Source organism: Streptomyces sp. GL_148 (assembly GCF_057834205.1).
The window spans coordinates 5,405,768-5,431,092 of record NZ_CM174396.1; the positions used below are offsets into that span (position 1 = coordinate 5,405,768).

The following is a 25,325-nucleotide window of genomic DNA, read 5'->3' on the forward strand; positions in this document are numbered from 1 at the left end:
GCTCCCGACTGGGAGGCCCTGCGCGAGGCCGCCCGGGAGGCCATGTCCCGGGCGTACGCCCCGTACTCGAGCTTCCCGGTCGGCGTCGCGGCGCTGGTCGACGACGGCCGCACCGTCGTCGGCTGCAACGTGGAGAACGCCAGCTACGGGCTCGGCCTGTGCGCCGAATGCGGACTGGTCTCCTCCCTCCAGGCCACGGGCGGCGGCCGCCTGACGCACTTCACGTGCGTGGACGGCAAGGGCGAGATCCTCGTCCCCTGCGGTCGCTGCCGCCAGCTCCTCTTCGAGTTCGGCGGCGCCGAGCTCCAGGTGGAGACGCCGGAAGGCGTCCTGCCGCTCTCCGCGATGCTGCCGCAGGCCTTCGGGCCGGACCATCTGAGATAGCCGCGCGACGGCCCTCCGCCCCTGCCGGGCGGGGGGCCGCCGTCCTTTCCTCCGTACGTACCCCTCCCCTCTCTCTATGCGCGTAGAAGGAAGCACTTCCATGGACGTCATCTCCGTCATCCGCACCAAGCGCGACCGCGGTGAACTGAGCCCCGAGCAGATCGACTGGGTCATCGACGCGTACACGCGCGGCGTGGTCGCCGACGAGCAGATGTCGGCGCTGGCGATGGCCATCCTGCTCAACGGCATGAACCGCACCGAGATCGCCCGCTGGACCGCCGCGATGATCGCGAGCGGCGAGCGGATGAACTTCGACTCCCTCTCCCGCCCGACCGCCGACAAGCACTCCACCGGCGGCGTCGGCGACAAGATCACCCTGCCGCTGGCCCCGCTCGTCGCCGCCTGCGGCGCGGCCGTACCGCAGCTCTCGGGCCGCGGCCTCGGCCACACCGGCGGCACCCTGGACAAACTGGAGTCCATCCCCGGCTGGCGCGCCCTGCTCTCCAACGAGGAGATGCTGCACGTCCTGGACACCACCGGCGCCGTCATCTGCGCGGCCGGCGACGGCCTGGCCCCGGCCGACAAGAAGCTCTACGCGCTGCGCGACGTGACCGGCACCGTCGAGGCCATCCCGCTGATCGCCTCCTCGATCATGTCCAAGAAGATCGCCGAGGGCACCGGCTCCCTCGTCCTGGACGTGAAGGTCGGCACCGGCGCCTTCATGAAGAACATCGAGGACGCGCGCGAGCTGGCCCGCACCATGGTGGGCCTGGGCACCGACTCGGGCGTCAAGACCGTCGCCCTGCTCACCGACATGTCCACCCCGCTCGGCCTCACCGCCGGCAACGCCCTGGAGATCCGCGAGTCGGTCGAGGTCCTGGCCGGCGGCGGCCCCTCGGACGTGGTCGAGCTGACCCTGGCCCTGGCCCGGGAGATGCTGGACGCCGCGGGCATCAAGGACGCCGACCCGGCGAAGGCACTGGCCGACGGCCGGGCGATGGACGTGTGGCGCCGGATGATCGCGGCGCAGGGCGGCGACCCGGACGCGGCGCTGCCCGTCGCGCGGGAGCAGCAGGTGGTCACGGCCCCGTCCTCGGGCGTGCTGACGCGGCTGGACGCGTACGGGGTGGGCGTGGGCGCCTGGCGCCTGGGCGCCGGCCGCGCGCGCAAGGAGGACCCGGTCCAGGCGGGCGCGGGCATCGAGCTGCACGCGAAGCCGGGCGACACGGTCACGGCGGGCCAGCCGCTGATGACCCTGCACACCGACACCCCGGAGAAGTTCGACTACGCCCTGGCGGCGCTGGACGGCACCTTCGACATCGCGGCGGCGGGCACGGCCTTCTCCGCCACGCCGATCGTCCTGGACCGCATCGCCTGACCTGCGGCTTCTCTTTCGGGTGAACGGGACCGGTAGACCCCTGCCGGTCCCGTTCGGCATGCTGGGATCGGTGACGAACCGAATGAGGAGCACACCATGAGCGCACTCACCGTTCAGCATGAGCCACAGAGTGGCGACAGCTGGGACGCGCTTGTCCGTCTCTGGGAGGAGATGGACTGGCCGGAGGGCTGCAAGGTGGAGATCATTAAGGGGATCATCACCGTGGCGCCCACGCCTGCGAATTACCACAACGTCATCGCCGGAGAGGTGCAGCGCAAGCTCTACTCGGTCCTCCCCAGTAACTGGGGCATCTACCAGACGCAGAGCGTGGCAGTCCCGTCCCGCAAGGGGATGTTCATCCCGGACCTGCTGGTCATGCCTACAGACATCCTCACAGAGTCTGACTCCGTGTACTACGTGCCCGCCGCCGCAGCTGAACTCGTCGTCGAGATCACGTCCCCTTCGAATGCGTCGCACGACCGCATCGCGAAGGTTGCGGGATACGCGCAGGCTGGTGTTCCGCTGTACCTCCTCATCGACGCGTTCGCCCGGGGTGGCCCGACTGTCACGCTCTACGGAGAGCCCAGTGATGCCGTCTACCGGGTGCTCCAGGCGGGCAAGTTCGGTGACACCTTCCGGCTGCCTGCGCCGTTCAGTGTCGAGCTCGACACGTCCCTGTTCCCAGCCCACTGAGGTAGTTCTCGGCCCCGATGAGTTCTGGGCCGTGGGGGAGTCATCCCCTCGTGGAGATCAGAACCTTGGCCCTGGAGGGGCCTGAGCCGGATGCCGCTGAGCTGTGCGCCCGCGTGCGCGCACTGTGCAGGGACGGGCCCGACCGGGTGGTGTGCGACGTGACCGCGATTGCCGCACCCACCCTCGCGACCATCCAGGCCCTCGCCCGCGCGGCCCTCACCGCCCGGCGCCTCGCCATCCCCCTCCGGGTCACCGGGGCCGCGCCCCCGCTCCGCGCGCTACTGCACCTCGTAGGACTCGTCGAGCTGCTCGGGGAGCCCGAAGAGCGGGAACCACCGGGCGGTGTCGAGGAAGGCATTGAGCCCGACGATCTTCCCTTCTGACACCTCCAGGACCTGGAGCGCCCACGGGGTCCAGCCCGGCTGCCCGTCCTCGCGCGGCCGGTACTGGCCGAAGGCGGGCATGCCGTTCGCCGTGGTCGGGACGAGGCGCGAGCCCTTGCAGCCGATGCCCTGGTTCAGGTGCCAGGCCGCGATGTCCTCGTGGCCCTGGAGCCACAGGTCGAACGGCGGCATCGACAGCACCGCGTCCTCGTGGAGCAGGGCGGTCAGCCGGGAGATGTCGTAGGCCTCGAAGGCGGCGAGATACTGCTCCAGCAGCTTGACCTGGTCGCTGTCCAGCGGGTCCGCGGACTCGCTCTCGCGGATCCGGGTCGCGGACAGCGTCGCGCGGGCCCGCTGCAGCGCGCTGTTCACCGAGGCGACGGTGGTGTCCAGCAGGGTGGCGACCTCGTCGGCCTTCCAGGCCAGCACCTCGCGCAGGATCAGTACGGCCCGCTGCTTGGCCGGCAGGTGCTGGAGCGCGGCGACGAACGCGAGCCGTACGGACTCCTTGGCCAGCGCCATCTCCGCCGGGTCGGCGGTCTGCGGCAGCACCCGCCCGTCCGGCACCGGCTCCAGCCAGGTCACCTCGGGCCGCTCGTTCAGCACGGCGGACGCCTGGTGCTGCGGAGCGCTCAGGTCCATCGGCCGGGCCCGCTTGTTCCCCGCGTTCAGCAGGTCAAGGCAGACGTTGGTGGCGATCCGGTACAGCCACGACCGCAGGGAGGACCGCCCCTCGAACTTCGCGTAGCTCCGCCAGGCACGGATGTACGTGTCCTGCACCGCGTCCTCGGCGTCGAAGGCCGAGCCGAGCATGCGGTAGCAGTACCCGGTGAGCTCGACGCGATACCGGTCGAGCGCGGCGTCGAGCTCGGTCCCGTGAGCGGTGGTCTCCGTCATGTCCCTTGATCCCCCTGCTAGTTCCCGATACTTCGGAAACTACCGGACCCCTCTGACAACCGCAGCCCGGAACACGGCCCGGCCCCCGGCGGGCGGCAGGTCACCGAGCGGGACCGGGCCGTCGCCGTGGGCCGCCCGGTCCCGGGGGAGGCAGGGGCGGGCGGGGCGGGAGGGGCCAGGACGGTGGGGGGCGGAAGTCGCACCAGGTGCCGTCGAAGGGGTAGGCGGCCGAGTCGATGAGGCGGGTGACGCGGACGCCCTCCGCGCGGATGGCGGCGGCCTCGGCCGGCGTCCAGTACACCGGGTGGCCCGTCTTCGCGGCGAAGGACTCCTCGTCCTTCCACTCCCACGCGCGGTCCGGGGTCACCGTGATGTCGAGTTCCTGGTCGGTCACGTGGACGTCCGCGCCGTCCCGGCTGCGGACACGGGATTCGAGGTTCACGTACCAGCTGCGGAACACCTGCTCCCGCGTGAAGCTCCACCACACCGCGTGCCCCGCCCCGGCCGGCTGCAGGATCAGCGCGCCCCCGTGCCGCCACCGGTCGGCCCGCAGCGGGTACGAGCCCTCCGGCGGCAGGTCCCGCAGATGGGTGCCGGGCGGGATGGTGGCGCGCCAGAGCGGGGTGCCCGGGGCCACCCACAGCAGCGGGCCGCCGTCGCCCGACTCCACCACGCGGGCCGGAATGATCATGCTGATCGTGCTGCCGAGTATGAGGTGAACGTTGACTGTCGACATGATCGGCGATCGTGCCAGCCGTGGGTTGCGGGCCTCTTGTGCGGCAGCCCTCAGCGCGCCGCCAGCGCCGCGATCCGGGCCGTACGGGCCGCGTGGGACCCGTACAGGGTGATCGTGACGACCCCGGCGACCGCGAGCAGCGCGAGGGTGACCGTGGCCGCCCAGCCCGCCGAGTGGTAGGCGAGGGCGCCCAGCGTGCCGCCGGCGCTGGAGCCGGCGTAGTACGCCGACTGGTAGAGCGCCGAAGCCTGCGCACGGCCCGTCTTCGCCGTACGGCTCACGGCCGAGGAGGCCACCGCGTGGCCCGCGAAGAAGCCCGCCGTGATCAGGACCAGCCCGAGGAGGATCGCGGTGAGGGACTCCGCGAGGGAGAGGAACAGGCCCGCCGCCGTCGTGGTCACCGCGAGGTACAGCGCGCCGCGCCGGCCCAGCCGGGCCACGAGCTGCCCGGCCGCCGCCGAGGAGACCGTACCGACCAGGTAGACCAGGAAGATGGAGCCGATGAGCCCCTGCCCGAGCGAGAACGGCTCGTCCACCAGGCGGTAGCCGATGACCGTGTACACCGCCCCGAACACGGTCATGAACAGCGCGCCGATCCCGTACAGCCGCAGCAGCAGCGGATCGCGCAGGTGCCCGGAGACGGTACGTCCCACCGCGCGCGGGTTCAGCGAGGCCGCCCGGAAGAACCGGGCCCGGGGCAGCAGCACCAGGAACGCCGCCGCGCAGGCAAGCGACATCAGCCCCACGGTCAGCAGCCCGCCGCGCCAGCCCCAGGCCTGGGCCGCCCAGCCCGTGACGAGGCGGCCGCTCATGCCGCCGATGGAGTTGCCCGCAACGAACAGGCCGATCGCGGCGACCAGCGCCTTCGGCTTCACCTCTTCCGCCAGGTACGCCATCGCGGAGGCCGGGATGCCGGCGATCGCCGCGCCCTGGACGGCGCGCAGCGCGATCAGCCACTCCAGGTTCGGCGCGAGGGGCACCAGGAGGCCGACGCCGACCGCGGTCACCATCGAGCAGGTCATCATCCGGGTCCGGCCGAAGCGCTCCGAGAGCGCGCTGAGCGGCAGGACGAACAGCGCGAGCGCACCGGTCGCCGCGGAGACCGTCCAGCTGGCCTGACCCGCCGTCACGCCGAAGCCCTCGGAGATCGCGGGCAGCAGCGCCTGGGTGGAGTAGAGGAGGGCGAAGGTGGCCAGTCCGGCGGCGAAGAGCGCGAGGCTGAGGCGGCGGTAGCCGGGACGGCCGGGCTCGTGCGCCTCGGGTGCGGAGGCGGGGAACGACGGGGTGGAGGCACCCGGGATGACGGGTGCCCCGGTATGAGCGGGAGGCATGGTCACGACCGTAGAGCCGTCCTTTTCATGCGTCCAATGCACAGATTCGCGATAATCAATCCATCCATGCATCAGCGCAGGTCAGATGGGTGCCTATCGATGAGTCGTTACGAAGAAGACATGGCCGTGACACATGCGCTGGCCCCGCGCCTCGCGTACTTCGTCGCCGTCGCCCGGAACGAACACGTCACCCGCGCCGCGCACGAGCTGGGCGTTCCCCAGTCCACCCTGTCGCGGGCCATGGTCCGCCTCGAACAGGACCTGGGCGTCACGCTGTTCGCCCGCAAGGGCCGCACGGTCGCGCTCACCACCGCCGGCCGCACCTTCCTCGCCTCGGCGGAACGCTCACTGGCCGAGATCGCCCGCGCCGCCGGCTCCGTCCAGCAGGACGCCGACCCGTCCTTCGGCAAGGTCGCCTTCGGCTTCCTGCACACCCTGGGCCCCGAGACCGTACCCGGCCTGATCCGGGCCTTCCGCGCCGACCATCCCGGCGTACGGTTCTCCCTGGTCCAGAACTACGGCGAGGCCATGCTGGAGAAGCTGCGCGCCGGAGAGCTCGACCTCTGCCTGACCTCGCCGCTGCCCGACGCCCCGGACCTGGTGGCCCGCCGGCTCGACGAGCAGCGGCTGAGGCTCGTGGTCCCCGACGACCACCGGCTCGCCACGCGCAAGCGGATCCGCCTCGCGGAGGCCGCCGAGGAAACCTTCGTCACCCTGGAGCCGGGCTACGGGCTGCGCCGGATCACCGACGACCTGTGCGCGGAGGCCGGTTTCACGCCCCGGGTCGCCTTCGAGGGCGAGGAGGCCGAGACCCTGCGCGGGCTCGTCGCCGCCGGTCTCGGCGTGGCGCTGCTGCCGCCGCCTGCGGTGGCCCGGCCCGGGGTCGTCGAGCTGACGGTCACCGCCCCGCGCGCGGTCCGCGAGATCGGGGTCGCCTGGCTCGACGGGCACCCGGACACGCCTCCGGTGGCGGAGTTCAAGAAGTTTCTGCTGTCCCGTCGGGGACGGCTGATTCCGGAGCTTCAGCCGGGGAGTGAGTGAGCGGGGCCCGGGTGGCCGCGGAGGCCGCCGCCGATGCCGACAGCAGGAACCCGGCCTGGAAACGGGACTTGGCCCCCACGGCCCGCATGATCTCGGCGATGTGGCGCTGGCAGGTGCGCTCCGACATGCCGAGGCGCCGGGCGATGACCTTGTCCTCCAGTCCCTCCGCCAGGAGCCGCACGATGGTCTGGCGCAGCTCGTCGGAGATGGAACGGGCCTGGTCCGGCCCGACGGTGGTGCTGAAGGGCTCGGCCTCCGACCAGCAGCGCTCGAAGGTCTGCGCCATGAACTGGACGACGTTGGGCTCGCGCACCACCAGCGCCGCCTGGATGTCGTCCTGCACCTCCATCAGCCCGGTGTGCCGGTCGACGAGGATCATCCGCATCAGCCCGTCGCCGACGGTACGGACCTGCGAGCCGAGCGCGGTCACCCGCTCCACGTAGGCGGCCGTCGGGCGGGAGTAGCGGGCGGTGTGCTGGTAGAGGGTGCGCATCCGCACGCCCCGGGCGAGCATCGCCTCGTCCGGGACCACCGCCCCCTCCAGCGTCGCCGGGCTGCGGCCGCCGCCCGGGTGACAGGTCAGCGCCTCGGACTCGGCCGAGGCGACGAGCTCCTCGATCAGGTCCTGCAGCGCGGCCGGGTCGGTGACCAGCTCCAAGGCGTTCGCCCCGCCCCGGTCGCGCAGGCCGGTGCCCGCCTCGTACGCCGGGAGCAGCTCGTCCAGCAGGTCGCGCAGCCGGTCCATCTCGTCGTGGGTCTCGCGCACCCGCAGGGCCAGCGGGGCCAGCGACCGGGCCGCCGCGGCCCGCGGGGACACGGCGCTCCAGCCCATCCGTGCGGGCCCGTCGGGGCGGCCGCCGTCCGCGGCGGATGCCGGGCGGGAGCGGGGCTGGATCAGGTGGGCGGCCGCCAGTTCGGCGATGGCGGCGCCGACGGACTCGCCGAGCGCCTCGCCGGCCTCCGTCTCGGAGAAGGCGTGCCGCTCGGCCGCGTACCCGTAAAGACGCCGGGCCACGGAGCTCAGTTGGTCCGTTTCATCCGATGGCATATACATATTCGTCCCGGCTTGTACCGATTCGTAAACCCCTCGTGTTCCCGCAAGGCACCAAGACGATGCCCTCCGATCTTCGTGAGGATAGGCCGAACCGGCACAGTGGTACCACGGCGTTCTCGGGGGAGGGTGCGGGCATCCTTTGGTCCGCGCTTCGCCGACCTGGCATCGCGCCCTCACGCGGGCGTGTGCCTCAGGTGGTCGCGTCGGGCCCGCCCGTGTCATCCGACCGGGAGGGGGCGGCGCGGCCGGCACGGACGGCCCGGCGCGACCACCACCACATCAGGGCGCTCCGGCCCGCGGCCCCTTGCTGCCGCCCGGGGGCCTGCTGCCCGGGGGCCTGCCGCCCCGGCCGCCCCCGCCGCCTCCAGCCGCCTTCGCGGGGCGTCAGCCGCGCAGGGACCGCCCGTAGCCGGAAGCCAGCGGCATCCGCAGGCCCAGCGGCGGGGGAGCCGCCAGGGCGTCGGTGACCGGCCGCGAGTAGGACACCGAGAACACGGACCCCAGGATGAAGTCCACTGACAGGGCCACGACTTCGTCCTGGTGCTCGCGCAGCCCGTGCCCGTCGGAGTGCACCTCGAAGCGGCACGTCGTGCGGTTCGCCTTCTTCGCCCGGGTCGCCAGTCGGTACGACAAGTCGGGGTCGCTGCGGGCGTCGTTGGTGCCGTGCACGATCAGGACCCGGCGGCCCGAGAGCTGCTTCACCGGTTCGGGGGAGTCCGTGTCGGACTGCCGTGGGAGCGAAGGGGCGAGTGCCAGAACGGAGTTGACGGCTTCGTGGCCGGCCGCGGCGAGCGCCGCCCGGCCGCCCGCGTCATAGCCGGCCAGGCACACCGGGACGTCCCCGTACCGGCGGACCACCTCGTCCGCGGCCCACTCGGCGTCCCCTTCCCGGGTGCCCGCACCATGGATGACCTGGTGCGTGACCAGCCCGTCCGCCCCGCCCGCACGGGCCAGGGCCCGGGCCAGCGGACGTACCGGACCGGGGGACAATCTGGACGCTCCGGGGAGAAGGAGCACCACACCACTGACCGTTGAGACCGAGCCGTTCGCGCCGGCCGCCCGCCCCAGGCGGGCCCCGCGTGCCGGCGGCGCATACTGTGCCATGACGGAACAGTCTCAGACGCCGAGGTGTACGCCACCCGTCCGCGCGGTCACTGTTACATATCGAGGGCGGGCATCGTCTCACCGCTCTACGCGCGTAGGAGCTAGAGTGCCCAGATGACGAGCGAGACCCCCAACCTGCCCACCCCGGATCAGATCCGCCGCTCCCCGAAGGTGCTCCTGCACGACCACCTCGACGGTGGACTGCGCCCCGGGACCATCATCGAGCTGGCCCACAAGGTCGGCTACGAGAACCTTCCCGAGACCGAGGCCGACAAGCTCGGCGTCTGGTTCCGTGAAGCCGCCGACTCCGGCTCCCTCCCGCGCTACCTGGAGACGTTCGCGCACACCTGCGCCGTCATGCAGACGAAGGAGGCCCTCTTCCGGGTGGCCTCCGAGTGTGCCCAGGACCTGGCCGAGGACGGCGTCGTGTACGCCGAGATCCGCTACGCGCCCGAGCAGCACCTCGAAGGCGGCCTGACCCTCGAAGAGGTCGTCGAGGCCGTCAACGAGGGCTTCCGCGAGGGCGAGCGCCGCGCACGGACCAACGGCAACCGCATCCGCGTCGGCGCACTGCTGACCGCGATGCGGCACGCGGCCCGCGCGCTGGAGATCGCGGAACTGGCCAACCGCTACCGCGACAACGGCGTCGTCGGCTTCGACATCGCCGGCGCCGAGGCCGGGTTCCCTCCCACCCGCCACCTCGACGCCTTCGAGTACCTCAAGCGCGAGAACAACCACTTCACCATCCACGCGGGCGAGGCCTTCGGTCTGCCGTCGATCTGGCAGGCCCTGCAGTGGTGCGGCGCCGACCGGCTCGGCCACGGCGTGAAGATCATCGATGACATCGAGGTCGCCGCCGACGGCTCCGTGACGCTGGGCCGCCTGGCCTCGTACGTCCGGGACAAGCGGATCCCGCTGGAGATGTGCCCGACGTCGAACCTGCAGACGGGCGCGGCGGTCTCCTACGCCGAGCACCCGATCGGCCTGCTGCGGAAACTGCACTTCAGGCTGACCGTCAACACCGACAACCGGCTGATGAGCGGTACCAGCATGAGCCGCGAGTTCGAGCACCTGGTCGACGCCTTCGGCTACTCGCTCGAGGACATGCAGTGGTTCACGGTCAATGCGATGAAGTCCGCGTTCATTCCTTTCGATGAACGACTGGCCATGATCAACGACGTGATCAAGCCCGGTTATGCGGAGCTGAAGTCGGAATGGCTGTTCCGTCAAACCGCTTCCACCAGCGGTTCTGTCTCGGCCTAGGCCATGGCGTGACGGACTGAAAGCGCCCGGGAGGGGCAATTCCCGGGCGCTTTCTCGTATTTAATGATGTTTGCGAGAGGGGGTTTGAAGTGACTAGTTTGCGGAGCCGCTCATTTCCCCGTCGCAAGGACGATTTTTCATGAAGCAGTCAGCTGCCAAGACTCTCGGTGTTGCCGCTCTCGGTGCCGCCTTCGCCGCCGTCGCCGCCGGTACCGCCTCGGCCGTCCCCGCCGTCGGTCTCGGTGACGCGCTGGGCACCGTCACGGGCGCAGTCCAGGGCGCGACCAGCCAGCAGCACGTGACCGCCGAGGAGGGCCAGCAGGCCCCCGAGGCGACCGACCCGGCCGCCGCGCTCGGCACGGTGACCGGCCTGCTCGGCGGTCTGCCGACCAGCGGCCTCGGCGCCTGATCCACTTCGGATCCCCTGCCGGATTCGTACGCGACCCGTACGCGATTCGCACGCACGCCCACGCGGCGCACACCTCTTCGACCAGGTGTGTGCCGCGTCGCGGCTTGTGCCAGGATCACCGCCAACTGCCCGCCGACACCCTGGGTGTAACGGGATCCCCCTCCTGGAGGAGGGGGCTTTCTGCTGCTCTGGCTGAGGGCCGCCGTTACCAGCACTAGCCAACGCTTTGTGGAGGTGAACGAAGTTGGCTGCGTTTCACGTAGGCGAGAAGACCCACCAGTCCGTGCTTCCTCAGCGGGCTGCTCTGGAATTCGAGTCAGCAGACACCCCCCGGATCGGGGACGAAACGGGACTCGAACACCGCACTCGTGCGGTAACCGGCGTGGAACATGTGCGAGGGGAGACGCCCGAAGCATCACCTGGTTCCGGGCGCGTTACCCCCGACCATCAGGTTGGGGAGAGGGCCCGTGAGGGCCATCCCGTCGTGTTCGTCCTGGACACGCACGGTCATCCGCTGCAACCCACCAGCCCCGCGAGGGCCCGCAAGCTTCTCCATCAGGACCGGGCCGTCGTGGCCCGGCACACCCCGTTCGTGATCCGACTCAAGGACCGCAAGGTCTCCGGTTCTCAGGTGGATGGTGTGGAACTCGGGATCGACCCCGGCTCGAAGCACACTGGCATCGCCGTGTTCACAGCAAAGGGCGGTGTGCGCCGTGGCCTGTACGCGGTCGAACTCGCCCACCGAGGCGGTGCGATACGGGACAAGCTCACCGCTCGCGCCGCCTACCGGCGCGGTCGGCGTAGCCGCAATCTGCGTTACCGCGCGCCCCGGTACTCCAACCGCACTCGCCCCAACGGCTGGCTCGCCCCCTCCCTCCTTCATCGCGTGGACACCGCGATGTCGTGGTCCATCCGGATCGCTCGCTGGGCACCTGTCCGCTCAGTACATGTGGAGCGGGTCGCGTTCGACACTCACTCGATGTCCCAGGGCAGACCGCTGGAGGGTGCCGAGTATCAGCGAGGCACCCTGCACGGCGCGGAAGTCCGCGAATACCTCCTCGCCAAGTGGGAGAGGGCCTGTGCCTACTGCGGCATTACAGGCGTTCCCGTGAACATCGACCACATCGAGCCCCGCTCACGCGGTGGAAGCGACCGCATCTCCAACCTGTGCATTGCCTGCTTTCCCTGCAACGAGAAGAAGTCCAACCAACTCGTCGAAGAGTTTCTCGGCAAATCCCCGCGCCTGCTGGCGCGGATCCTCGCCCAGGCCAAAGCCCCGCTCCACGATGCGGCAGCCGTCAACGCCACCCGTTGGGCCCTGTGGCGCGCCCTCGACTCCGACTTCCCTAGGGTGCACGCCGCATCGGGAGGCCGTACGAAGTGGAACCGGCAGAGGACCGGCCTGTCCAAGACCCACACCCTTGACGCCCTGTGTGTCGGTGAACTAGACACCATCACCCGCGCTCCGGCCAGGGTCCTCATGGTGGCCGCAACCGGGCGCGGCACCTACGTGCGCACCCGCACTGATAAGTACGGCTTCCGCCGTCTGCGTCTGCCCAGGCAGAAGCAGTTCTTCGGCTACCAGACCGGCGACCTCGCCCGCGCCGTCGTCCCTACCGGCAAGAAGGCCGGCACGCACACCGGTCGCATCGCAGTCCGTGCCACGGGCAGCTTCAACGTCAGAACCGCACACGGCCTCGTCCAGGGACTCGGGCACAAGCACTTCCGCCTCCTCCAACGAGCCGACGGCTACGCCTACACCACCCGACCCGAAGGCCCCCATTCATCCCCCGGCACCCAAGCAGGGGTTTCTAGGAGAAGAGCCCGATGAAGGCACGAACGGCCACGGCCGTGCTGCTCCCCGCTCTGCTGTCCGCGACGGTGGGCTGCGGCAGTACGAACACCCCGGCCTCCGGCAAGGGACCGGACCCGAAGGGCTCCGCGAGCGCACCCGGGCCGTCCGCGTCCGCGGGCTCGGGCGGTGCGGGAGCTCCCGGCTCCGCGGGCACCGGCGGGGCCGGTGATGCGGGCGGCACGACCGCTCCCCAGCGGGGCGGCAGCCGGCTGGAGCGCTCCGCCCTGGAACAGGGCGACCTGACCGGCTACCAGATCTCCGCGAACGGCAAGAACCCGAACGCCCCCGACGGCCAGCCGCAGGCGGACCGCAAGGCCTGCCAGCCGCTCGCCGACATCATGGGCGACAAGCCCGACCCGGCGGCGCGCGAGACCGTCAACCGGGGCATCGGCTCCCAGAAGCAGATGGGCCTGGCCGTCTCCGCCTCCGTCAGCTCCTACGCCGAGTCCGACGCCAAGGCGCTGATCGCCCGGCTGAAGGACGCCGTGGCCGCCTGCGCGACCGGCTTCACCGCCACCGTCGAGAAGCAGAGCGGCGCGTACCGCGAGGTGAAGGCGGCCGACTACAAGACGAGCGGCGACGAGAGCGTCAGCTGGACCACGACCGCGGCCGCCGAGGGCGTCACCGCCCAGGTGCACGTGGTCGTCGTACGCCAGGGCGACACCGTCGTGCGTCTCATGGCCCTCAACGTCGCGGGCGGCCGCCAGGCCCCCCAGGTCCCGCACGAGGTCGCGGACAAGCAGCTCCAGAAGGTCCGCGCCGCGCGCTGAATTGCGGATCCGGCCGGCTACCAGCCGGTGGCGGCGGAAGAGGTGCCCGACTTCTCGTTCGGCAGGAGCACCCACAGCGCCAGGTAAAGGAGGAACTGCGGGCCGGGCAGCAGGCACGAGACGACGAAGATGATCCGCATCGTGTTCGCGGATATTCCGAATCGGCGCGCCAGACCGGCACAGACTCCGCCGATCCATCGTCCGTCGCGGGGGCGGGCAAGGGCGCTCATGGTCTCTCCTCGGTCGTTGTGCGGTCCGCGGGATGTTTTCCCGCGATGCCTCAATACTCCCGCTGAACAGAGGACAGAACGTCGGTCCAAGGGCCGAGCCCGACCCTGGTAATTCTCGGGGTCGGGCCCTGAGAACGCCGCAGCCGGGCCCGCAGGGCCGGGACGACGGCCAGGTGCGCGAGTACCACGCCGAGGGTGTTCAGCAGCACCGAATCCACATCGACCACCTGCCCCGGTACGGCCGTCTGGAGCATCTCGATGCCGACCGAGAACAGCGCGCCCGCGGCGGCGGTCCGGGCCGGCGAGGACCAGGTGGCCAGCGGCGAAAGCTCCACACGGCCGCTGATCAGCGGCAGCAGCACCCCGAGCGGGGCCAGCAGCGCCAGCCCGCCGCCGATCCGGCGGGCGGCCTCCAGGGGCCCGTAGGAGAGGTCCGCCCTGATCCCCTCCAGCGGGGTCAGATTGGCCGCCGCCGCCCAGGGCACGTCCAGCGGGCGCAGCATCAGCCAGCCGACGAGGAGGAGGTGGGCGGCCAGCAGGACCCCGGCGAGAAGCCGGACCCACGGTTGTACGGCGGCGCTGCCGCTGCCCTTGACACGGTTGCCCTTGAGACGGTGCACGCCAGTGGAGACGCGGGTTCCGGTGCTCTCGGTTCCGGGGAAACCGCCGGTCAGCCGGTGGCGAGCAGCACAATCAGGATGAGCGCGCCGATCACGGCGGGCGCGATGATCTCGTACGACCAGGAGACCTTCACGGAGCCCTGGGCGCCGGCCCGCGAGGCACAGCGCTCGTGCAGTTCCCGCAGCTCGTCCACGGTCCGGTCGGCGGAGGCCCGGGGGACTTCCTCGTCCGGGGTCTTGGACTGGCCGGTGCTCGGGCCGGGCCGGCCCGCCTGGCGGCGGTTGGCCTTCTTGCGGTCCCGCAGGGAGACCGCAATGGACCACATCTGATAGGTCGACCCCTCCGCCAGCACCTCGGCGGAGTACCGGGCCCGCACGGTGTCGACGGCCGCCCAGGGCAGCTCGATGACCCGGAAGGGGTTGCGCACGCGCAGCCGGTCGTCGTTGGCGAAGACGGCCGGACGGACCGTGAACGCGACGATGAGGGGGGCCAGGCACAGCGCGGTGGCGAGGGCGATCCACGGGACGTTTCCGGAGCCCTGCACCACGGCGTCCCCGCAGAGCCATGCGAGCAGGGCGAGCAGCACCACCCCGGTGACGGTGGCCATCGGGGAGCGGTAGACCCGGTCGTCGTACGCCGGCTCTTCGGTGGGCTGATCGCTGCTCATGCGGCAGATTCTGCCTCACGCCGTCTCAGCCCACGAGATCGGCGTACAGGATGATGTTGTCGGGGCGGTGTCCGTCGGTGATCTCGCCGCCGCAGGTGATCACGCGCAGCTCGGGGCGGGCGGTGTTCCCGTAGACCTTGTCGGTGGGGAACCGCTTCTTGTCGACCTGCTCCAGCTCGCGCACGCGGAAGACGGCGGTGCTGCCGTCCTTGCGGGAGACGGTCACCTCGTCTCCGACGCGGACCTTGGAGACGTCCTTGAGCACGGCCGGGCCGCGGGCGGTGTCGAAGTGCCCGATCAGGACGGCGGGGCCGGTCTCGCCGGGGGTGACGCCCTTGTCGTACCAGCCGATCTTGTCCCCGTCGGCCACGGAGGGCACCTCGACGGTGCCGTCGGCGGCCAGGCCGAGCGACAGCAGCGGCGAGGCGTCGACCCCGGCCGCGGGGATCCGCACGCGTACGGGCACGGAGGCGGGCTTCGGAGCGGCCTGGGCCGCCGTCGGGGCAGCCGGGGCGGACGTGGGGGTGACGGCGGGCGGCGCGGAGGCCGTGGCCGGGGCGGCGGGCGCGGCGGCGGGCGTGCCACTGGGCGTGGCGCCGCCGCATCCGGTCAGCGCGGCGGCGAGGAGGGCGGCGGCGATCAGCGGGCCGGCGGTGCGGCGGTTCATGGGAGGCTCCGGTGAAACGGGCCGCGGCGGGCCACCGGGGGTGGCCGCCGGAGGCGAGTCGAGATCTGGACGGTATGCGGTCAGCCCTGGGCGCGGCGGCGGCGCAGGACCACGCTCGCGCCGAGCGCACCGAAGACCGCGATCAGACCGGCGCCGGCCGCCAGCGTGGTGGTGTTGTCGGTGTCGGCGACGTTCTCGACGGGCAGCTCGGCACCCGCGGCCACCGGGCCCTTGGGGACGACCACGGTCTGCGCGCCCGTCTGCGGCTTCGGCTGCGGCTTCGGAGCCGGCTTCGTGCTCTGCTCGGTGATCTTGTAGTCGAGCTTGCAGCCCTTGGGGAGCGCGGGGAAGGAGGCGCTCTTGATGGCGTCGCCGCTCTGGTACTTCCACCGGAGGACCGGGTTGGCGCCGCTCGGGTTGTCGATGCGCAGGGTGTCCGGGTTCGAACCGTTGGGGTGGGTGCGGTCCAAGGTCTGCGGGTTGGGCTGCCCTTCCAGGGTTTGTACGAAGGCCTTCGGGCCCTTGGGGGACATCGTCAGGTCTGCGGAGAGGTACTCGCCGAGCCGCACCGTCTTGACCGGGGAGACGCAGGAGGCCGCCGTGCCCCTGGGTAGCGGGAAGGACCGGGTGGTGCCGTTCTCCTTGGTGACCGTGAGTACCGGGGCGGCTGTCTCGGCCTTGGTGAGCTTGAGCAGGAGGCCGTTCACGGCGTCGGTGGTCTGCGCGCGGCTCACCAGGCCCATCACCCGGAACATGTAGGGGTCTCCGGGCTTCCAGTTGGGGCCGACGATACGGATCCAGGCCTCGGGGCCCTCGGCCTTGTTGCGCAGCACCGCGACCAGGCCCTCGCCTATGTAGACGGCCTGACCCTCGTAGCGGCTGTTGTCCGACACGGTTCCGTACGTCGATGCCACGGCGGTCTGCGCGGCGGGCGCGGCGGGCGCGGCGGGCGCGGCGGGCGCCGCGAAGGCGGCACCGGCGGCGGGTGCGAGCATCGCGCCGGCGAGCGCGGCGGTGACGATCGAGGTGCGGAGGGCGGTACGCATAACGACTCCTGAAGCGTGGGTGAGGAAAGTGGAGGAGAGTCGCATGCCGCGTTGAGTCTGTTCGGTCTGGTTCACCGGGTCAGGTGTGGCGGGCTGCTGAGAAAGAATTTACGGATCTTGTACGTGCGAACGATCCGCCTCCTGTCATGGCCGCGTAACAGCAAACGGGGTGTCCGATTCCGAATGAATCGGGAGGAGGGGGTGACAGGCCGCTACGCGCGTAGATATGCTCATGTGGTGACCATGCCCACCACCCTCACCGCATTCGCTGACGTGACGACGTCCGACAGTGCGCTGCGCCGCTTCCTGCACGGGCTGCCCGGCGTCGACGCTGTCGGCCTGGAGGCCCGCGCGGCCTCCCTCGGCACCCGCTCGATCAAGACGACGGCCAAGGCGTACGCCATCGACCTCGCCATCTCGATGATCGACCTGACGACGCTGGAAGGCGCGGATACCCCGGGCAAGGTCCGGGCGCTCTCCGCCAAGGCAGCCAACCCCGATCCGACCGACCGCACCACGCCCACGACGGCCGCCGTCTGCGTGTACCCCGACATGGTGGCCACCGCCAAGGCCGCCCTGAACGGCGCCGACGTCAAGGTCGCCTCCGTCGCCACCGCCTTCCCGGCCGGCCGCGCGGCCCTGCCCGTCAAGCTCGCCGACACGGCCGACGCCGTGGCCGCCGGCGCCGACGAGATCGACATGGTCATCGACCGTGGCGCCTTCCTCGCCGGCCGCTACCTCGATACCTACGAGCTGATCCGCTCCGTCAAGGAGGTCTGCGTCCGCCCCGACGGCAGCGCGGCCCGCCTCAAGGTGATCTTCGAGACCGGCGAACTGTCCACGTACGACAACATCCGCCGCGCCTCCTGGATCGGCATGATGGCCGGTGCCGACTTCATCAAGACGTCCACCGGCAAGGTCGGGGTCAACGCGACGCCCGCGAACACGCTCCTCATGCTCGAAGCCGTCCGCGACTTCAGGGCGCAGACTGGAATCCAGATCGGCGTGAAGCCGGCCGGCGGCATCCGGACCACCAAGGACGCGATCAAGTTCCTGGTCCTGGCCAACGAGACCGTGGGCGAGGACTGGCTGTCCAACCACTGGTTCCGCTTCGGAGCCTCCAGCCTGCTCAACGACCTGTTGATGCAGCGCCAGAAGCTGAGCACCGGCCGTTACTCCGGTCCCGACTACGTGACGGTGGACTGATCACCATGGTTTCCGCATTCGAGTACGCACCCGCCCCCGAGTCCCGCTCCGTCGTCGACATCGCGCCCTCCTACGGGCTGTTCATCGACGGCGAGTTCACCGACGCGGCGGACGGCAAGGTCTTCAAGACCATCTCCCCGTCGTCCGAAGAGGTCCTCGCCGAGATCGCGCAGGCCGGCGCCGCCGACGTGGACCGCGCCGTCAAGGCCGCCCGCAAGGCCTTCGAGAAGTGGTCCGCGCTGCCCGGCTCCGAGCGCGCCAAGTACCTCTTCCGCATCGCCCGGATCATCCAGGAGCGCAGCCGCGAGCTGGCCGTCCTGGAGACCCTCGACAACGGCAAGCCGATCCGGGAGACCCGCGACGCGGACCTGCCGCTCGTCGCCGCGCACTTCTTCTACTACGCGGGCTGGGCCGACAAGCTCGACCACGCGGGCTACGGTGCCAACCCGCGCCCGCTCGGCGTGGCCGGCCAGGTCATCCCCTGGAACTTCCCGCTCCTGATGCTGGCCTGGAAGATCGCCCCGGCGCTCGCCACCGGCAACACGGTCGTGCTGAAGCCGGCGGAGACGACCCCCCTCTCGGCGCTGTTCTTCGCGGACATCTGCCGCCAGGCGGGCCTGCCCAAGGGCGTCGTCAACATCCTCACCGGGTACGGCGACGCGGGCGCGGCCCTCGTCGAGCACCCGGACGTCAACAAGGTCGCCTTCACCGGCTCGACCGCCGTGGGCAAGAAGATCGCCCGTCACGTCGCCGGCACCGACAAGAAGGTCACGCTGGAGCTGGGCGGCAAGGGCGCCAACATCGTCTTCGACGACGCCCCCATCGACCAGGCCGTCGAGGGCATCGTCACCGGCATCTTCTTCAACCAGGGCCAGGTCTGCTGCGCGGGCTCGCGCCTCCTGGTCCAGGAGTCGATCCACGACGAGCTGCTGGACAGCCTCAAGCGCCGCCTGAGCACCCTGCGCCTGGGCGACCCGCTCGACAAGAACACCGACATCGGCGCGATCAACTCCGCCGAGCAGCTCGCCCGGATCACCGCCCTCGCGGACACCGGAGAGGCGGAGGGCGCCGAGCGCTGGTCGGCGCCGTGCGAACTGCCGAACGCCGGCTACTGGTTCGCCCCGACGCTCTTCACGAACGTCTCCCAGTCGCACACCGTCGCCCGCGACGAGATCTTCGGCCCGGTGCTGTCCGTGCTGACGTTCCGTACGCCCGACGAGGCCGTCGCCAAGGCCAACAACAGCCAGTACGGCCTGTCGGCCGGCATCTGGACGGAGAAGGGCAGCCGCATCCTCGCGGTTGCGGGCAAGCTCCGCGCAGGCGTGGTGTGGGCCAACACGTTCAACAAGTTCGACCCGACCTCGCCCTTCGGCGGCTACAAGGAGTCGGGCTTCGGGCGCGAAGGCGGCCGTCACGGCCTGGAGGGCTACCTCGATGTCTGAGTCTTCTTCGACGCGTCTGAGCGTCTTCAAGACCTACAAGCTGTACGTCGGGGGCAAGTTCCCCCGCTCCGAGAGCGGCCGGGTGTACGAGGTGAGTGACTCGAAGGGCAAGTGGCTGGCCAACGCCCCGCTGTCCTCCCGCAAGGACGCCCGTGACGCGGTCGTCGCCGCCCGCAAGGCCTTCGGCGGCTGGTCGGGCGCGACCGCGTACAACCGCGGCCAGATCCTCTACCGCGTCGCCGAGATGCTGGAGGGCCGCCGCGAGCAGTTCGTCCGCGAGGTCGGCGAGGCCGAGGGTCTGTCCAAGACCAAGGCCGCGGCCGTCGTGGACGCGGCGATCGACCGCTGGGTCTGGTACGCGGGCTGGACCGACAAGATCGGCCAGGTCGTGGGCGGGGCCAACCCGGTCGCGGGTCCGTTCTTCAACCTCTCCACGCCCGAGCCGACCGGTGTGGTCACGGTCGTCGCCCCGCAGGACTCGTCCTTCCTCGGACTGGTCTCGGTGATCGCCCCGGTGATCGCCACCGGCAACACGGCCGTCGTCATCGCCTCCGAGAAGGCGCCGCTCCCGGCGCTCTCCCTCGGCGAGGTGCTGGCCACCTCCGACCTGCCCGGCGGCGTGGTCAACATCCTGTCCGGCAAGGCCGCCGAGATGGGCCCGCACCTGGCGTCCCACCAGGACGTCAACGCGATCGACCTGGCGGGCGCCGACGAGGCGCTGGCCAAGGAGCTGGAGATCGCGGCCGCGGACAACCTCAAGCGCGTCCTGCGTCCACAGCCTGTGGACGACTGGAGCGCGGACCCGGGCACGTCGCGCATGACGGCGTTCCTGGAGACCAAGACCGTCTGGCACCCGACCGGGTCGCTGGGCGCGGGCGGGTCCTCGTACTAGCCCCGTCCGGCTCGTACGAGATCCCCCCGAAGGCCCCGGCAGCGTCCCCCGCGCTGCCGGGGCCTCTTCATGCCCCCGCGCCCGCGCGGCCTCCGGGCTCACGTGCCCTACGCGGGCTACTTGCCGCCCGTCAGGGGGCCCAGGAGGGACGATGCCGCGGCGGTGGGCAGCTCGCCGACCGACGGCCCCTGGGTCAGGACGCCCGTGAGCATGCCGGTGCCGACGGAGGGAAAATCCGCGACCTGGGTGGCGACGCCGTTGTCGAGGGGGTCCACGCCGGTGTGGGCCAGGGGATTCACCTTGAGGTTCGAGATCGGGTTGGAGACCCCTGCGAGGGCCGCCGGAACGTCGAGCTCGCCCGCCTGGGCGCCGCCGGCGGCCATCGCGAGGGCCGCGCCGGCCATGGAGAGGGTCAGGCCTGCGGTGCGCAGCGTCTTGGTGTGGGGTGCTTTGGGGGCTGCGTGACGTGCCATGGGTTCCCGCCTGTGGGCTCGTACGGAGTCGTGTTCGCGTGCGCACGCAGCGTAGTGGAGGTGTGATCCTGGATACCAACGGACCTTTGGGTAGGTCCCCTGCGCGAGGTAATAGTTCACACTGTTGTTCCGTGAGCTGTTCCTCTCCTTTGCCGACGCGTGTCGTTCTGCTGACCGGACCCTCGGGCTCCGGCAAGTCCTCCCTGGCGGCCCGTTCCGGGCTGCCCGTACTGCGCCTGGACGACTTCTACAAGGACGGCGACGACCCCACCCTCCCGCTGGTCGAGGGCAGCGCCGACATCGACTGGGACTCCCCGCTGTCCTGGGACGCGGAGGCGGCCGTGGCCGCGATCGCCGCGCTGTGCGCGGCCGGGCGGACCGAGGTGCCCGTCTACGACATCGCCACCTCCTCGCGGACCGGTACCGAGGCGCTGGACATCTCCCGGACCCCGCTGTTCATAGCCGAGGGGATCTTCGCGGCGGACGTCGCCGTGCGGTGCCAGGAGCTGGGGCTGCTGGCGGACGCGATCTGCCTGCGCGGGCGGCCCAGCACCACCTTCCGGCGCCGCCTGGTCCGTGATCTGCGCGAGGGCCGCAAGTCCGTGCCGATGCTGGTGCGGCGGGGTTGGCGGCTGATGAGGGCGGAGCGGGGGATCGTGGCGCGGCACACCGCGCTCGGCGCGCATGCCTGTGGTCGTGACGAGGCCCTCGGCCGTCTTGCCGCCGCCGCGGCCGGGCGGCACCGGGCCGCGGCAGTGGCGTAGCCGCCGCCCTAGTTGGGCCTGCCGGGCCCTGCGGGGCTTGTCCCCTACCCGCCCTTCCGCCGTTCCCTGGGGCTCCGCCCCAGACCCCGCGCCTCAAACGCCGGCGAGGCTGAATTTGCGGCAGACGCCAAAGGGCGGGACCGCGCGGACCCCCGTCCGCTCGATCCCGCCCTTTGCCCCCGTGGCCCCCGTCCCACCCCCGCAGGACGGGCCCCCTGGCCCTTTGGTCTGGTGGAAAGCCGTCCTACGCGACCAGGTCCTCGAAGGACTCCGCCTCGTCGCGGCCGAAGCTCAGCGCCTCGTCCTCGCGCATGCGGCGCAGCGAACGCCAGATGCTCGACTTCACCGTGCCGACGCTGATGCCCAGGATCTCCGCGATCTCCGGGTCCGTGCGGCCCTCGTAGTACCGGAGCACCAGCATCGTGCGCTGCGGCTCCGGGATGCGGGTGAGCGCCTGCCACAGCACGGCACGCAGCTCCGTACCGCCCATGGCGTCCGTGTCCGAGGCCGTCTCCGGCAGCTCTTCCGTCGGGTACTCGTTGAGCTTGCGCCGGCGCCAGGCGCTGATGTGCAGGTTCGTCATCGTGCGGCGCAGGTACCCGCCGACGGCGGCCTTGTCGCTGATGCGGTCCCAGGCGCGGTACGTGGAGAACAGTGCGGTCTGCAGCAGGTCCTCGGCCTCGTAGCGGTCGCCGGTCAGGTGGAAGGCCGTCGCGTAGAGGGCGGCCCGGCGCTCCTGGACGTACGCCGTGAACTCGGCTTCGTTGGAGGAGTCCGGGACGTCCGGGGAGCCCGCCGTGCGCTGGGCGGGGACGGAGGGGCGCTCGTAGGTCTTCGCGTCGATGGCCACCACGTGCGCCGGCCGCCGGGAAGGGGCCGTCGCCGTACGGATTGCCGTGCGGCGGTTCACATCGTGCAGCCGCGTGACAACCGCGCTGGTGCTGGTGCTGTGCAGCGTGTTCATCTCGCGCCCCCCGTCGTGGAGTCTGTCTGGTCCGTTGCCAAGAAGACTGCCCGCCCGAGATAACCGGGGTGTCCTTCGACTGTCACAGGCCTGTCACAGGGGCCTGTGACAGTCGCCCCGGGATTGGAGACGCAGGGCGGTCGAAGTCCCGAGGGGCGATGGGACAGAATGAGCCCGTGCCTTTCCTGTTGCTCATCGAGGACGACGACGCCATCCGCACGGCCCTCGAACTCTCCCTGTCACGCCAGGGCCACCGTGTGGCCACCGCGGCGACGGGCGAGGACGGCCTCAAACTGCTGCGCGAGCAGCGGCCCGACCTGATCGTGCTCGACGTCATGCTGCCCGGCATCGACGGCTTCGAGGTGTGCCGGCGCATCCGCCGCACCGACCAGCTGCCGATCATCCTGCTCACCGCGCGCAACGACGACATCGACGTGGTCGTCGGCCTGGAGTCGGGAGCCGACGACTACGTGGTCAAGCCCGTCCAGGGGCGGGTGCTCGACGCCCGCATCCGGGCGGTGCTGCGCCGCGGCGAGCGCGAGTCCACCGACACCGCGGTCTTCGGCCCGCTGGTCATCGACCGCTCGGCCATGACGGTGACCAAGAACGGCGAGGACCTCCAGCTCACCCCGACCGAACTGCGGCTGCTCCTGGAGCTCAGCCGCCGGCCCGGCCAGGCGCTCTCCCGCCAGCAGCTGCTGCGGCTGGTGTGGGAGCACGACTACCTCGGTGACTCGCGGCTCGTCGACGCCTGCGTGCAGCGGCTGCGCGCCAAGGTCGAGGAAGTGCCCTCGTCGCCCACCCTGATCCGTACCGTGCGGGGCGTCGGCTACCGACTGGACTCCCCGCAGTGATCCGAGCCCTGTTCGCGGGCCGGCGCTGGACCAGCCTGCGGCTGCGGCTCCTCGTCGTGTTCGCCCTGGTCGCGCTGACGGCCGCCGTCTCCGCGTCCGGGATCGCCTACTGGCTCAACCGCGAGGCCGTCCTGACCCGGACCCAGGACGCCGCCCTCGGCGACTTCCGGCAGGAGATGCAGAACCGGGCCGCGGCGCTGCCCGCCGACCCGACGCAGGAAGAGCTGCAGCACACCGCCGAGATGATGGCGGGCAGCAGCCCCGGCTACAGCGTGCTGCTGGTGGACGAGAAGGACGGCCGCAAGGTGGCCGGTACCGCCGGTCCCGACGCCTTCTCGCTGGCCGACGTACCGAAGTCGCTCCAGCACGCCGTCGACGACCGGCAGAAGACCACCTCGGCCAACGACGCCGAGTACCACGTGTACTGGCAGCGCACGAAGCCGAACGGGAACCCGTACCTGGTCGGCGGCACCCGGATCGTGGGCGGCGGCCCGACCGGCTACATGTACAAGTCCCTCGCCCAGGAGCGCGACGACCTCAACGCCCTGGCCTGGTCGCTGACCATCGCCACCGGCCTCGCGCTGCTCGGGTCCGCGCTGCTCGCGCAGGCCGCGGCCCGTACGGTCCTGCGGCCCGTGCAGCGGCTCGGCGACGCGGCGCGCCGCCTCGGAGAGGGGGAGTTGGACCACCGGCTGGAGGTGTCCGGGACGGACGAACTCGCCGACCTGGCCCACACCTTCAACAAGACGGCGGAGGCGCTGGAGAAGAAGGTCGCCGACATGAGCGCGCGGGAGGAGTCCAGCCGGCGGTTCGTCGCGGACATGTCCCACGAACTGCGCACGCCGCTGACGGCGTTGACGGCGGTCGCCGAGGTGCTGGAGGACGAGGTCGACGACCTCGATCCGATGATCGCACCGGCGGTGGGTCTGGTCGTGAGCGAGACCAGGCGGTTGAACAACCTCGTGGAGAACCTCATGGAGGTCACCCGCTTCGACGCGGGAACGGCGCGGCTGGTGCTGGACGACGTGGACGTCGCCGACCAGGTGACGGCGTGCATCGACACCCGGGCGTGGCTCGACGCGGTCGAACTCGACGCGGAGCGCGGCATCGTGGCGCGGCTCGACCCGCGCCGGCTCGACGTGATCCTGGCCAATCTGATCGGCAACGCGCTCAAGCACGGCGGATCGCCGGTACGGGTCTCCATCCGGGTGGAGGGGGACTGGCTGGTCATGGCCGTACGGGACAACGGGCCGGGCATCCCCGAGGCCGTACTGCCGCACGTCTTCGACCGGTTCTACAAGGCGAGCGCGTCGCGGCCGAAGTCGGACGGCAGCGGGCTCGGCCTCTCCATCGCGATGGAGAACGCGCACATCCACGGCGGCGACATCACCGCGGAGAACGGTGCGGAGGGCGGTGCGCTGTTCACGCTGCGGCTGCCGGTGGACGTGGGGAAGGTGATCGCCGGTGACGACGAGGCGTAGGACGGCGCGCGGGACGGGGTGGGGCGCCACGCTCGGCGCGGCGCTCGGCACGACGGCCGTCGTGGTGGCCCTGGGCCTGTTGTCCCTGGGCGCCCTGACCGGGTGCGGGATCCGTGCGACCACCGTGCCGGTGGACGTGGGCCCGGCGCCCTCGCGGGTCTCGTGCAAGACCCCGACCGGTGCGGCGGCCGGAACCGGCGGCGTGCAGGGCATCCGGGCCACGATGGAACTGGTCTGCGGGGCGCAGCTGGTGGGCGTCCAGCGGGTGGTGCCGGTGCCGGAGAAGCAGCCCGCGCGGGACGTGGCGGTGCTCGTCACCCAGGCCCTGCTGGAGGTGCTCCAGCGGGAGCCGTCGGCGGAGGAGCGGGAGGCCGGCTTCACGACCGAGGTGCCGGCCCTGCTGACGGCCTCGGCGCCGCGGCCGGGCGATCCGCAGGGCACGGTGCGGCTGAGCCGCAAGCCCGAGGACCTGCCTCCGGTGGCGTTGTCGCAGCTGGTCTGCACGCTCGCGGAGAGCGACGCGGTGTCGGCGGGTCAGGGCCCGGTGGTCCTGGGCGGTCCCGACGCGGATCCGCCGAGGGCCTGGGAGTGCACGGACGCCGTCCGCTCCCGCCCGGAGACGGTGCCGACCCTGGGCGACGTGGTCCGGCCGACGGCGAGCCCGGCGCCGGCGCCGTCGGCTTCCTGACCCGGACACGGCGAAGGCCCCCCGAGCCGGAG

At 71.3% G+C, this 25,325-nt stretch carries 27 protein-coding genes; 15 read left to right on the forward strand and 12 right to left on the reverse strand.

Going from position 1 to position 25,325, the window contains the following annotated elements; all coding sequences use genetic code 11:
• Positions 1–42: 42 nt before the first annotated feature.
• The 3 genes from AC3IYI_RS25050 to AC3IYI_RS25060 all read left to right on the forward strand — a co-directional run bounded on the left by AC3IYI_RS25050 (position 43) and on the right by AC3IYI_RS25060 (position 2,455).
• Positions 43–384, forward strand: coding sequence for a cytidine deaminase (locus AC3IYI_RS25050; protein ID WP_489411653.1), 342 nt, complete (start codon positions 43–45; stop codon positions 382–384).
• 100 nt (positions 385–484) lie between these two features.
• Positions 485–1,762, forward strand: coding sequence for a thymidine phosphorylase (locus AC3IYI_RS25055; RefSeq protein WP_489405846.1), 1,278 nt, complete (start codon positions 485–487; stop codon positions 1,760–1,762).
• A 96-nt stretch (positions 1,763–1,858) separates the two neighbouring features.
• Complete coding sequence (locus tag AC3IYI_RS25060) at positions 1,859–2,455, forward strand: Uma2 family endonuclease (RefSeq protein ID WP_489405847.1); 597 nt, start codon at positions 1,859–1,861, stop codon at positions 2,453–2,455.
• A gap of 278 nt (positions 2,456–2,733) precedes the next feature.
• On the opposite strand, the gene AC3IYI_RS25065 is transcribed toward AC3IYI_RS25060, so the two are convergent.
• From AC3IYI_RS25065 to AC3IYI_RS25075, 3 genes are all read right to left on the reverse strand, one after another.
• Positions 2,734–3,735: a sigma-70 family RNA polymerase sigma factor gene (locus tag AC3IYI_RS25065; RefSeq protein ID WP_489405848.1), complete on the reverse strand. Its 1,002-nt coding sequence runs from the start codon at positions 3,733–3,735 to the stop codon at positions 2,734–2,736.
• Positions 3,736–3,835: 100 nt separating this feature from the next.
• Positions 3,836–4,471 carry a ribonuclease FAU-1 family protein gene (locus AC3IYI_RS25070; RefSeq protein WP_489405849.1) on the reverse strand — a complete coding sequence of 212 codons (636 nt, stop codon included), beginning with the start codon at positions 4,469–4,471 and terminating at the stop codon, positions 3,836–3,838.
• 50 nt (positions 4,472–4,521) lie between these two features.
• A complete protein-coding gene (locus tag AC3IYI_RS25075) occupies positions 4,522–5,802 on the reverse strand; it encodes an MFS transporter (RefSeq protein WP_489405850.1) in 1,281 nt (426 codons plus the stop codon).
• A 99-nt stretch (positions 5,803–5,901) separates the two neighbouring features.
• On the opposite strand from AC3IYI_RS25075, the gene AC3IYI_RS25080 reads away from it, so the two are divergent.
• Entirely contained in the window at positions 5,902–6,843 is a 942-nt protein-coding gene (locus AC3IYI_RS25080) for a LysR family transcriptional regulator (RefSeq protein WP_489405851.1), read from the forward strand.
• On the opposite strand, the gene AC3IYI_RS25085 is transcribed toward AC3IYI_RS25080, so the two are convergent.
• Together AC3IYI_RS25085 and AC3IYI_RS25090 are read right to left on the reverse strand one after the other, a co-directional pair.
• Positions 6,779–7,858, reverse strand: coding sequence for a helix-turn-helix transcriptional regulator (locus tag AC3IYI_RS25085; protein ID WP_489405852.1), 1,080 nt, complete (start codon positions 7,856–7,858; stop codon positions 6,779–6,781). The two genes, AC3IYI_RS25080 and AC3IYI_RS25085, sit on opposite strands and share 65 nt — an antisense overlap.
• 423 nt (positions 7,859–8,281) lie before the next feature.
• A complete protein-coding gene (locus AC3IYI_RS25090) occupies positions 8,282–9,001 on the reverse strand; it encodes an alpha/beta hydrolase (RefSeq protein ID WP_489405853.1) in 720 nt (239 codons plus the stop codon).
• 114 nt (positions 9,002–9,115) lie between these two features.
• Between AC3IYI_RS25090 and AC3IYI_RS25095 the strand changes: the two genes are divergently transcribed.
• The 4 genes from AC3IYI_RS25095 (at position 9,116) to AC3IYI_RS25110 (ending at position 13,298) form a co-directional block, all read left to right on the forward strand.
• Positions 9,116–10,264 carry an adenosine deaminase gene (locus AC3IYI_RS25095; protein ID WP_489405854.1) on the forward strand — a complete coding sequence of 383 codons (1,149 nt, stop codon included), beginning with the start codon at positions 9,116–9,118 and terminating at the stop codon, positions 10,262–10,264.
• A gap of 139 nt (positions 10,265–10,403) precedes the next feature.
• Complete coding sequence (locus AC3IYI_RS25100) at positions 10,404–10,673, forward strand: hypothetical protein (RefSeq protein ID WP_243333777.1); 270 nt, start codon at positions 10,404–10,406, stop codon at positions 10,671–10,673.
• Positions 10,674–11,157: 484 nt separating this feature from the next.
• A complete protein-coding gene (gene iscB / locus AC3IYI_RS25105; protein ID WP_489405855.1) occupies positions 11,158–12,504 on the forward strand; it encodes an RNA-guided endonuclease IscB in 1,347 nt (448 codons plus the stop codon).
• Positions 12,501–13,298 carry a hypothetical protein gene (locus AC3IYI_RS25110; RefSeq protein WP_489405856.1) on the forward strand — a complete coding sequence of 266 codons (798 nt, stop codon included), beginning with the start codon at positions 12,501–12,503 and terminating at the stop codon, positions 13,296–13,298. The genes iscB and AC3IYI_RS25110 overlap by 4 nt, the downstream gene beginning before the upstream one ends.
• A gap of 17 nt (positions 13,299–13,315) precedes the next feature.
• Here the strand turns inward: AC3IYI_RS25110 and AC3IYI_RS25115 are convergent, their stop codons facing one another.
• From AC3IYI_RS25115 to AC3IYI_RS25135, 5 genes are all read right to left on the reverse strand, one after another.
• Positions 13,316–13,528, reverse strand: a complete 213-nt coding sequence (locus tag AC3IYI_RS25115) for a PspC domain-containing protein (protein WP_478687097.1) — start codon at positions 13,526–13,528, stop codon at positions 13,316–13,318.
• Positions 13,529–13,578: 50 nt separating this feature from the next.
• Entirely contained in the window at positions 13,579–14,031 is a 453-nt protein-coding gene (locus AC3IYI_RS25120; RefSeq protein WP_489411654.1) for a VanZ family protein, read from the reverse strand.
• A gap of 167 nt (positions 14,032–14,198) precedes the next feature.
• A complete protein-coding gene (locus AC3IYI_RS25125) occupies positions 14,199–14,816 on the reverse strand; it encodes a PH domain-containing protein (RefSeq protein WP_489405857.1) in 618 nt (205 codons plus the stop codon).
• A 25-nt stretch (positions 14,817–14,841) separates the two neighbouring features.
• Entirely contained in the window at positions 14,842–15,483 is a 642-nt protein-coding gene (locus AC3IYI_RS25130; protein ID WP_489405858.1) for a class F sortase, read from the reverse strand.
• Between the two features lie 80 nt (positions 15,484–15,563).
• Positions 15,564–16,529, reverse strand: a complete 966-nt coding sequence (locus tag AC3IYI_RS25135; protein WP_489405859.1) for a hypothetical protein — start codon at positions 16,527–16,529, stop codon at positions 15,564–15,566.
• Between the two features lie 243 nt (positions 16,530–16,772).
• Between AC3IYI_RS25135 and deoC the strand changes: the two genes are divergently transcribed.
• Genes deoC through AC3IYI_RS25150 form a run of 3 tightly spaced genes read left to right on the forward strand, consistent with a single transcriptional unit; the run spans position 16,773 to position 20,069 of the window.
• Complete coding sequence (deoC, locus tag AC3IYI_RS25140) at positions 16,773–17,735, forward strand: deoxyribose-phosphate aldolase (protein ID WP_489411655.1); 963 nt, start codon at positions 16,773–16,775, stop codon at positions 17,733–17,735.
• 5 nt (positions 17,736–17,740) lie between these two features.
• Positions 17,741–19,177: an aldehyde dehydrogenase family protein gene (locus AC3IYI_RS25145; protein ID WP_489405860.1), complete on the forward strand. Its 1,437-nt coding sequence runs from the start codon at positions 17,741–17,743 to the stop codon at positions 19,175–19,177.
• The gene (locus tag AC3IYI_RS25150) at positions 19,170–20,069 is read left to right on the forward strand and encodes an aldehyde dehydrogenase family protein (RefSeq protein WP_489405861.1); all 900 of its coding nucleotides are present in this window, start codon (positions 19,170–19,172) and stop codon (positions 20,067–20,069) included. Before AC3IYI_RS25145 ends, AC3IYI_RS25150 begins: the two co-directional genes overlap by 8 nt.
• A gap of 116 nt (positions 20,070–20,185) precedes the next feature.
• On the opposite strand, the gene AC3IYI_RS25155 is transcribed toward AC3IYI_RS25150, so the two are convergent.
• Positions 20,186–20,542 (reverse strand): hypothetical protein, encoded by a 357-nt coding sequence (locus AC3IYI_RS25155; protein WP_489405862.1) that lies wholly within the window; start codon positions 20,540–20,542, stop codon positions 20,186–20,188.
• A gap of 65 nt (positions 20,543–20,607) precedes the next feature.
• On the opposite strand from AC3IYI_RS25155, the gene AC3IYI_RS25160 reads away from it, so the two are divergent.
• Complete coding sequence (locus tag AC3IYI_RS25160; protein WP_489411656.1) at positions 20,608–21,306, forward strand: uridine kinase family protein; 699 nt, start codon at positions 20,608–20,610, stop codon at positions 21,304–21,306.
• Between the two features lie 244 nt (positions 21,307–21,550).
• On the opposite strand, the gene AC3IYI_RS25165 is transcribed toward AC3IYI_RS25160, so the two are convergent.
• A complete protein-coding gene (locus AC3IYI_RS25165) occupies positions 21,551–22,270 on the reverse strand; it encodes a SigE family RNA polymerase sigma factor (protein WP_489405863.1) in 720 nt (239 codons plus the stop codon).
• Positions 22,271–22,446: 176 nt separating this feature from the next.
• Here AC3IYI_RS25165 and afsQ1 point away from each other — a divergent pair, with 176 nt between their 5' ends.
• The 3 genes from afsQ1 to AC3IYI_RS25180 are packed head-to-tail and all read left to right on the forward strand — an operon-like array spanning position 22,447 to position 25,293.
• Positions 22,447–23,124 (forward strand): two-component system response regulator AfsQ1, encoded by a 678-nt coding sequence (gene afsQ1 / locus AC3IYI_RS25170; RefSeq protein ID WP_254382550.1) that lies wholly within the window; start codon positions 22,447–22,449, stop codon positions 23,122–23,124.
• On the forward strand, positions 23,121–24,605 hold the full coding sequence (locus AC3IYI_RS25175; protein ID WP_489405864.1) for a sensor histidine kinase: 1,485 nt from the start codon (positions 23,121–23,123) through the stop codon (positions 24,603–24,605). The genes afsQ1 and AC3IYI_RS25175 overlap by 4 nt, the downstream gene beginning before the upstream one ends.
• Positions 24,589–25,293 carry a hypothetical protein gene (locus tag AC3IYI_RS25180; protein WP_489405865.1) on the forward strand — a complete coding sequence of 235 codons (705 nt, stop codon included), beginning with the start codon at positions 24,589–24,591 and terminating at the stop codon, positions 25,291–25,293. The genes AC3IYI_RS25175 and AC3IYI_RS25180 overlap by 17 nt, the downstream gene beginning before the upstream one ends.
• Positions 25,294–25,325 lie beyond the last annotated feature (32 nt).

Excerpts from the sequence above, each read along its gene's own strand:
- AC3IYI_RS25110 (WP_489405856.1), top strand. The coding sequence starts at position 12,501 with ATGAAGGCACGAACGGCCACGGCCGTGCTGCTCCCCGCTCTGCTGTCC.
- AC3IYI_RS25100 (WP_243333777.1), top strand. The coding sequence starts at position 10,404 with ATGAAGCAGTCAGCTGCCAAGACTCTCGGTGTTGCCGCTCTCGGTGCC.
- AC3IYI_RS25075 (WP_489405850.1), bottom strand. The coding sequence starts at position 5,802 with ATGCCTCCCGCTCATACCGGGGCACCCGTCATCCCGGGTGCCTCCACC.
- AC3IYI_RS25060 (WP_489405847.1), top strand. The coding sequence starts at position 1,859 with ATGAGCGCACTCACCGTTCAGCATGAGCCACAGAGTGGCGACAGCTGG.
- AC3IYI_RS25145 (WP_489405860.1), top strand. The coding sequence starts at position 17,741 with ATGGTTTCCGCATTCGAGTACGCACCCGCCCCCGAGTCCCGCTCCGTC.
- AC3IYI_RS25070 (WP_489405849.1), bottom strand. The coding sequence starts at position 4,471 with ATGTCGACAGTCAACGTTCACCTCATACTCGGCAGCACGATCAGCATG.
- AC3IYI_RS25115 (WP_478687097.1), bottom strand. The coding sequence starts at position 13,528 with ATGAGCGCCCTTGCCCGCCCCCGCGACGGACGATGGATCGGCGGAGTC.
- AC3IYI_RS25080 (WP_489405851.1), top strand. The coding sequence starts at position 5,902 with ATGAGTCGTTACGAAGAAGACATGGCCGTGACACATGCGCTGGCCCCG.
- AC3IYI_RS25055 (WP_489405846.1), top strand. The coding sequence starts at position 485 with ATGGACGTCATCTCCGTCATCCGCACCAAGCGCGACCGCGGTGAACTG.
- AC3IYI_RS25130 (WP_489405858.1), bottom strand. The coding sequence starts at position 15,483 with ATGAACCGCCGCACCGCCGGCCCGCTGATCGCCGCCGCCCTCCTCGCC.
- AC3IYI_RS25165 (WP_489405863.1), bottom strand. The coding sequence starts at position 22,270 with ATGAACACGCTGCACAGCACCAGCACCAGCGCGGTTGTCACGCGGCTG.
- AC3IYI_RS25090 (WP_489405853.1), bottom strand. The coding sequence starts at position 9,001 with ATGGCACAGTATGCGCCGCCGGCACGCGGGGCCCGCCTGGGGCGGGCG.
- AC3IYI_RS25065 (WP_489405848.1), bottom strand. The coding sequence starts at position 3,735 with ATGACGGAGACCACCGCTCACGGGACCGAGCTCGACGCCGCGCTCGAC.
- AC3IYI_RS25095 (WP_489405854.1), top strand. The coding sequence starts at position 9,116 with ATGACGAGCGAGACCCCCAACCTGCCCACCCCGGATCAGATCCGCCGC.
- AC3IYI_RS25135 (WP_489405859.1), bottom strand. The coding sequence starts at position 16,529 with ATGCGTACCGCCCTCCGCACCTCGATCGTCACCGCCGCGCTCGCCGGC.
- AC3IYI_RS25050 (WP_489411653.1), top strand. The coding sequence starts at position 43 with ATGTCCCGGGCGTACGCCCCGTACTCGAGCTTCCCGGTCGGCGTCGCG.
- AC3IYI_RS25125 (WP_489405857.1), bottom strand. The coding sequence starts at position 14,816 with ATGAGCAGCGATCAGCCCACCGAAGAGCCGGCGTACGACGACCGGGTC.
- AC3IYI_RS25120 (WP_489411654.1), bottom strand. The coding sequence starts at position 14,031 with ATGCTGCGCCCGCTGGACGTGCCCTGGGCGGCGGCGGCCAATCTGACC.
- AC3IYI_RS25150 (WP_489405861.1), top strand. The coding sequence starts at position 19,170 with ATGTCTGAGTCTTCTTCGACGCGTCTGAGCGTCTTCAAGACCTACAAG.
- AC3IYI_RS25155 (WP_489405862.1), bottom strand. The coding sequence starts at position 20,542 with ATGGCACGTCACGCAGCCCCCAAAGCACCCCACACCAAGACGCTGCGC.
- deoC (WP_489411655.1), top strand. The coding sequence starts at position 16,773 with ATGCCCACCACCCTCACCGCATTCGCTGACGTGACGACGTCCGACAGT.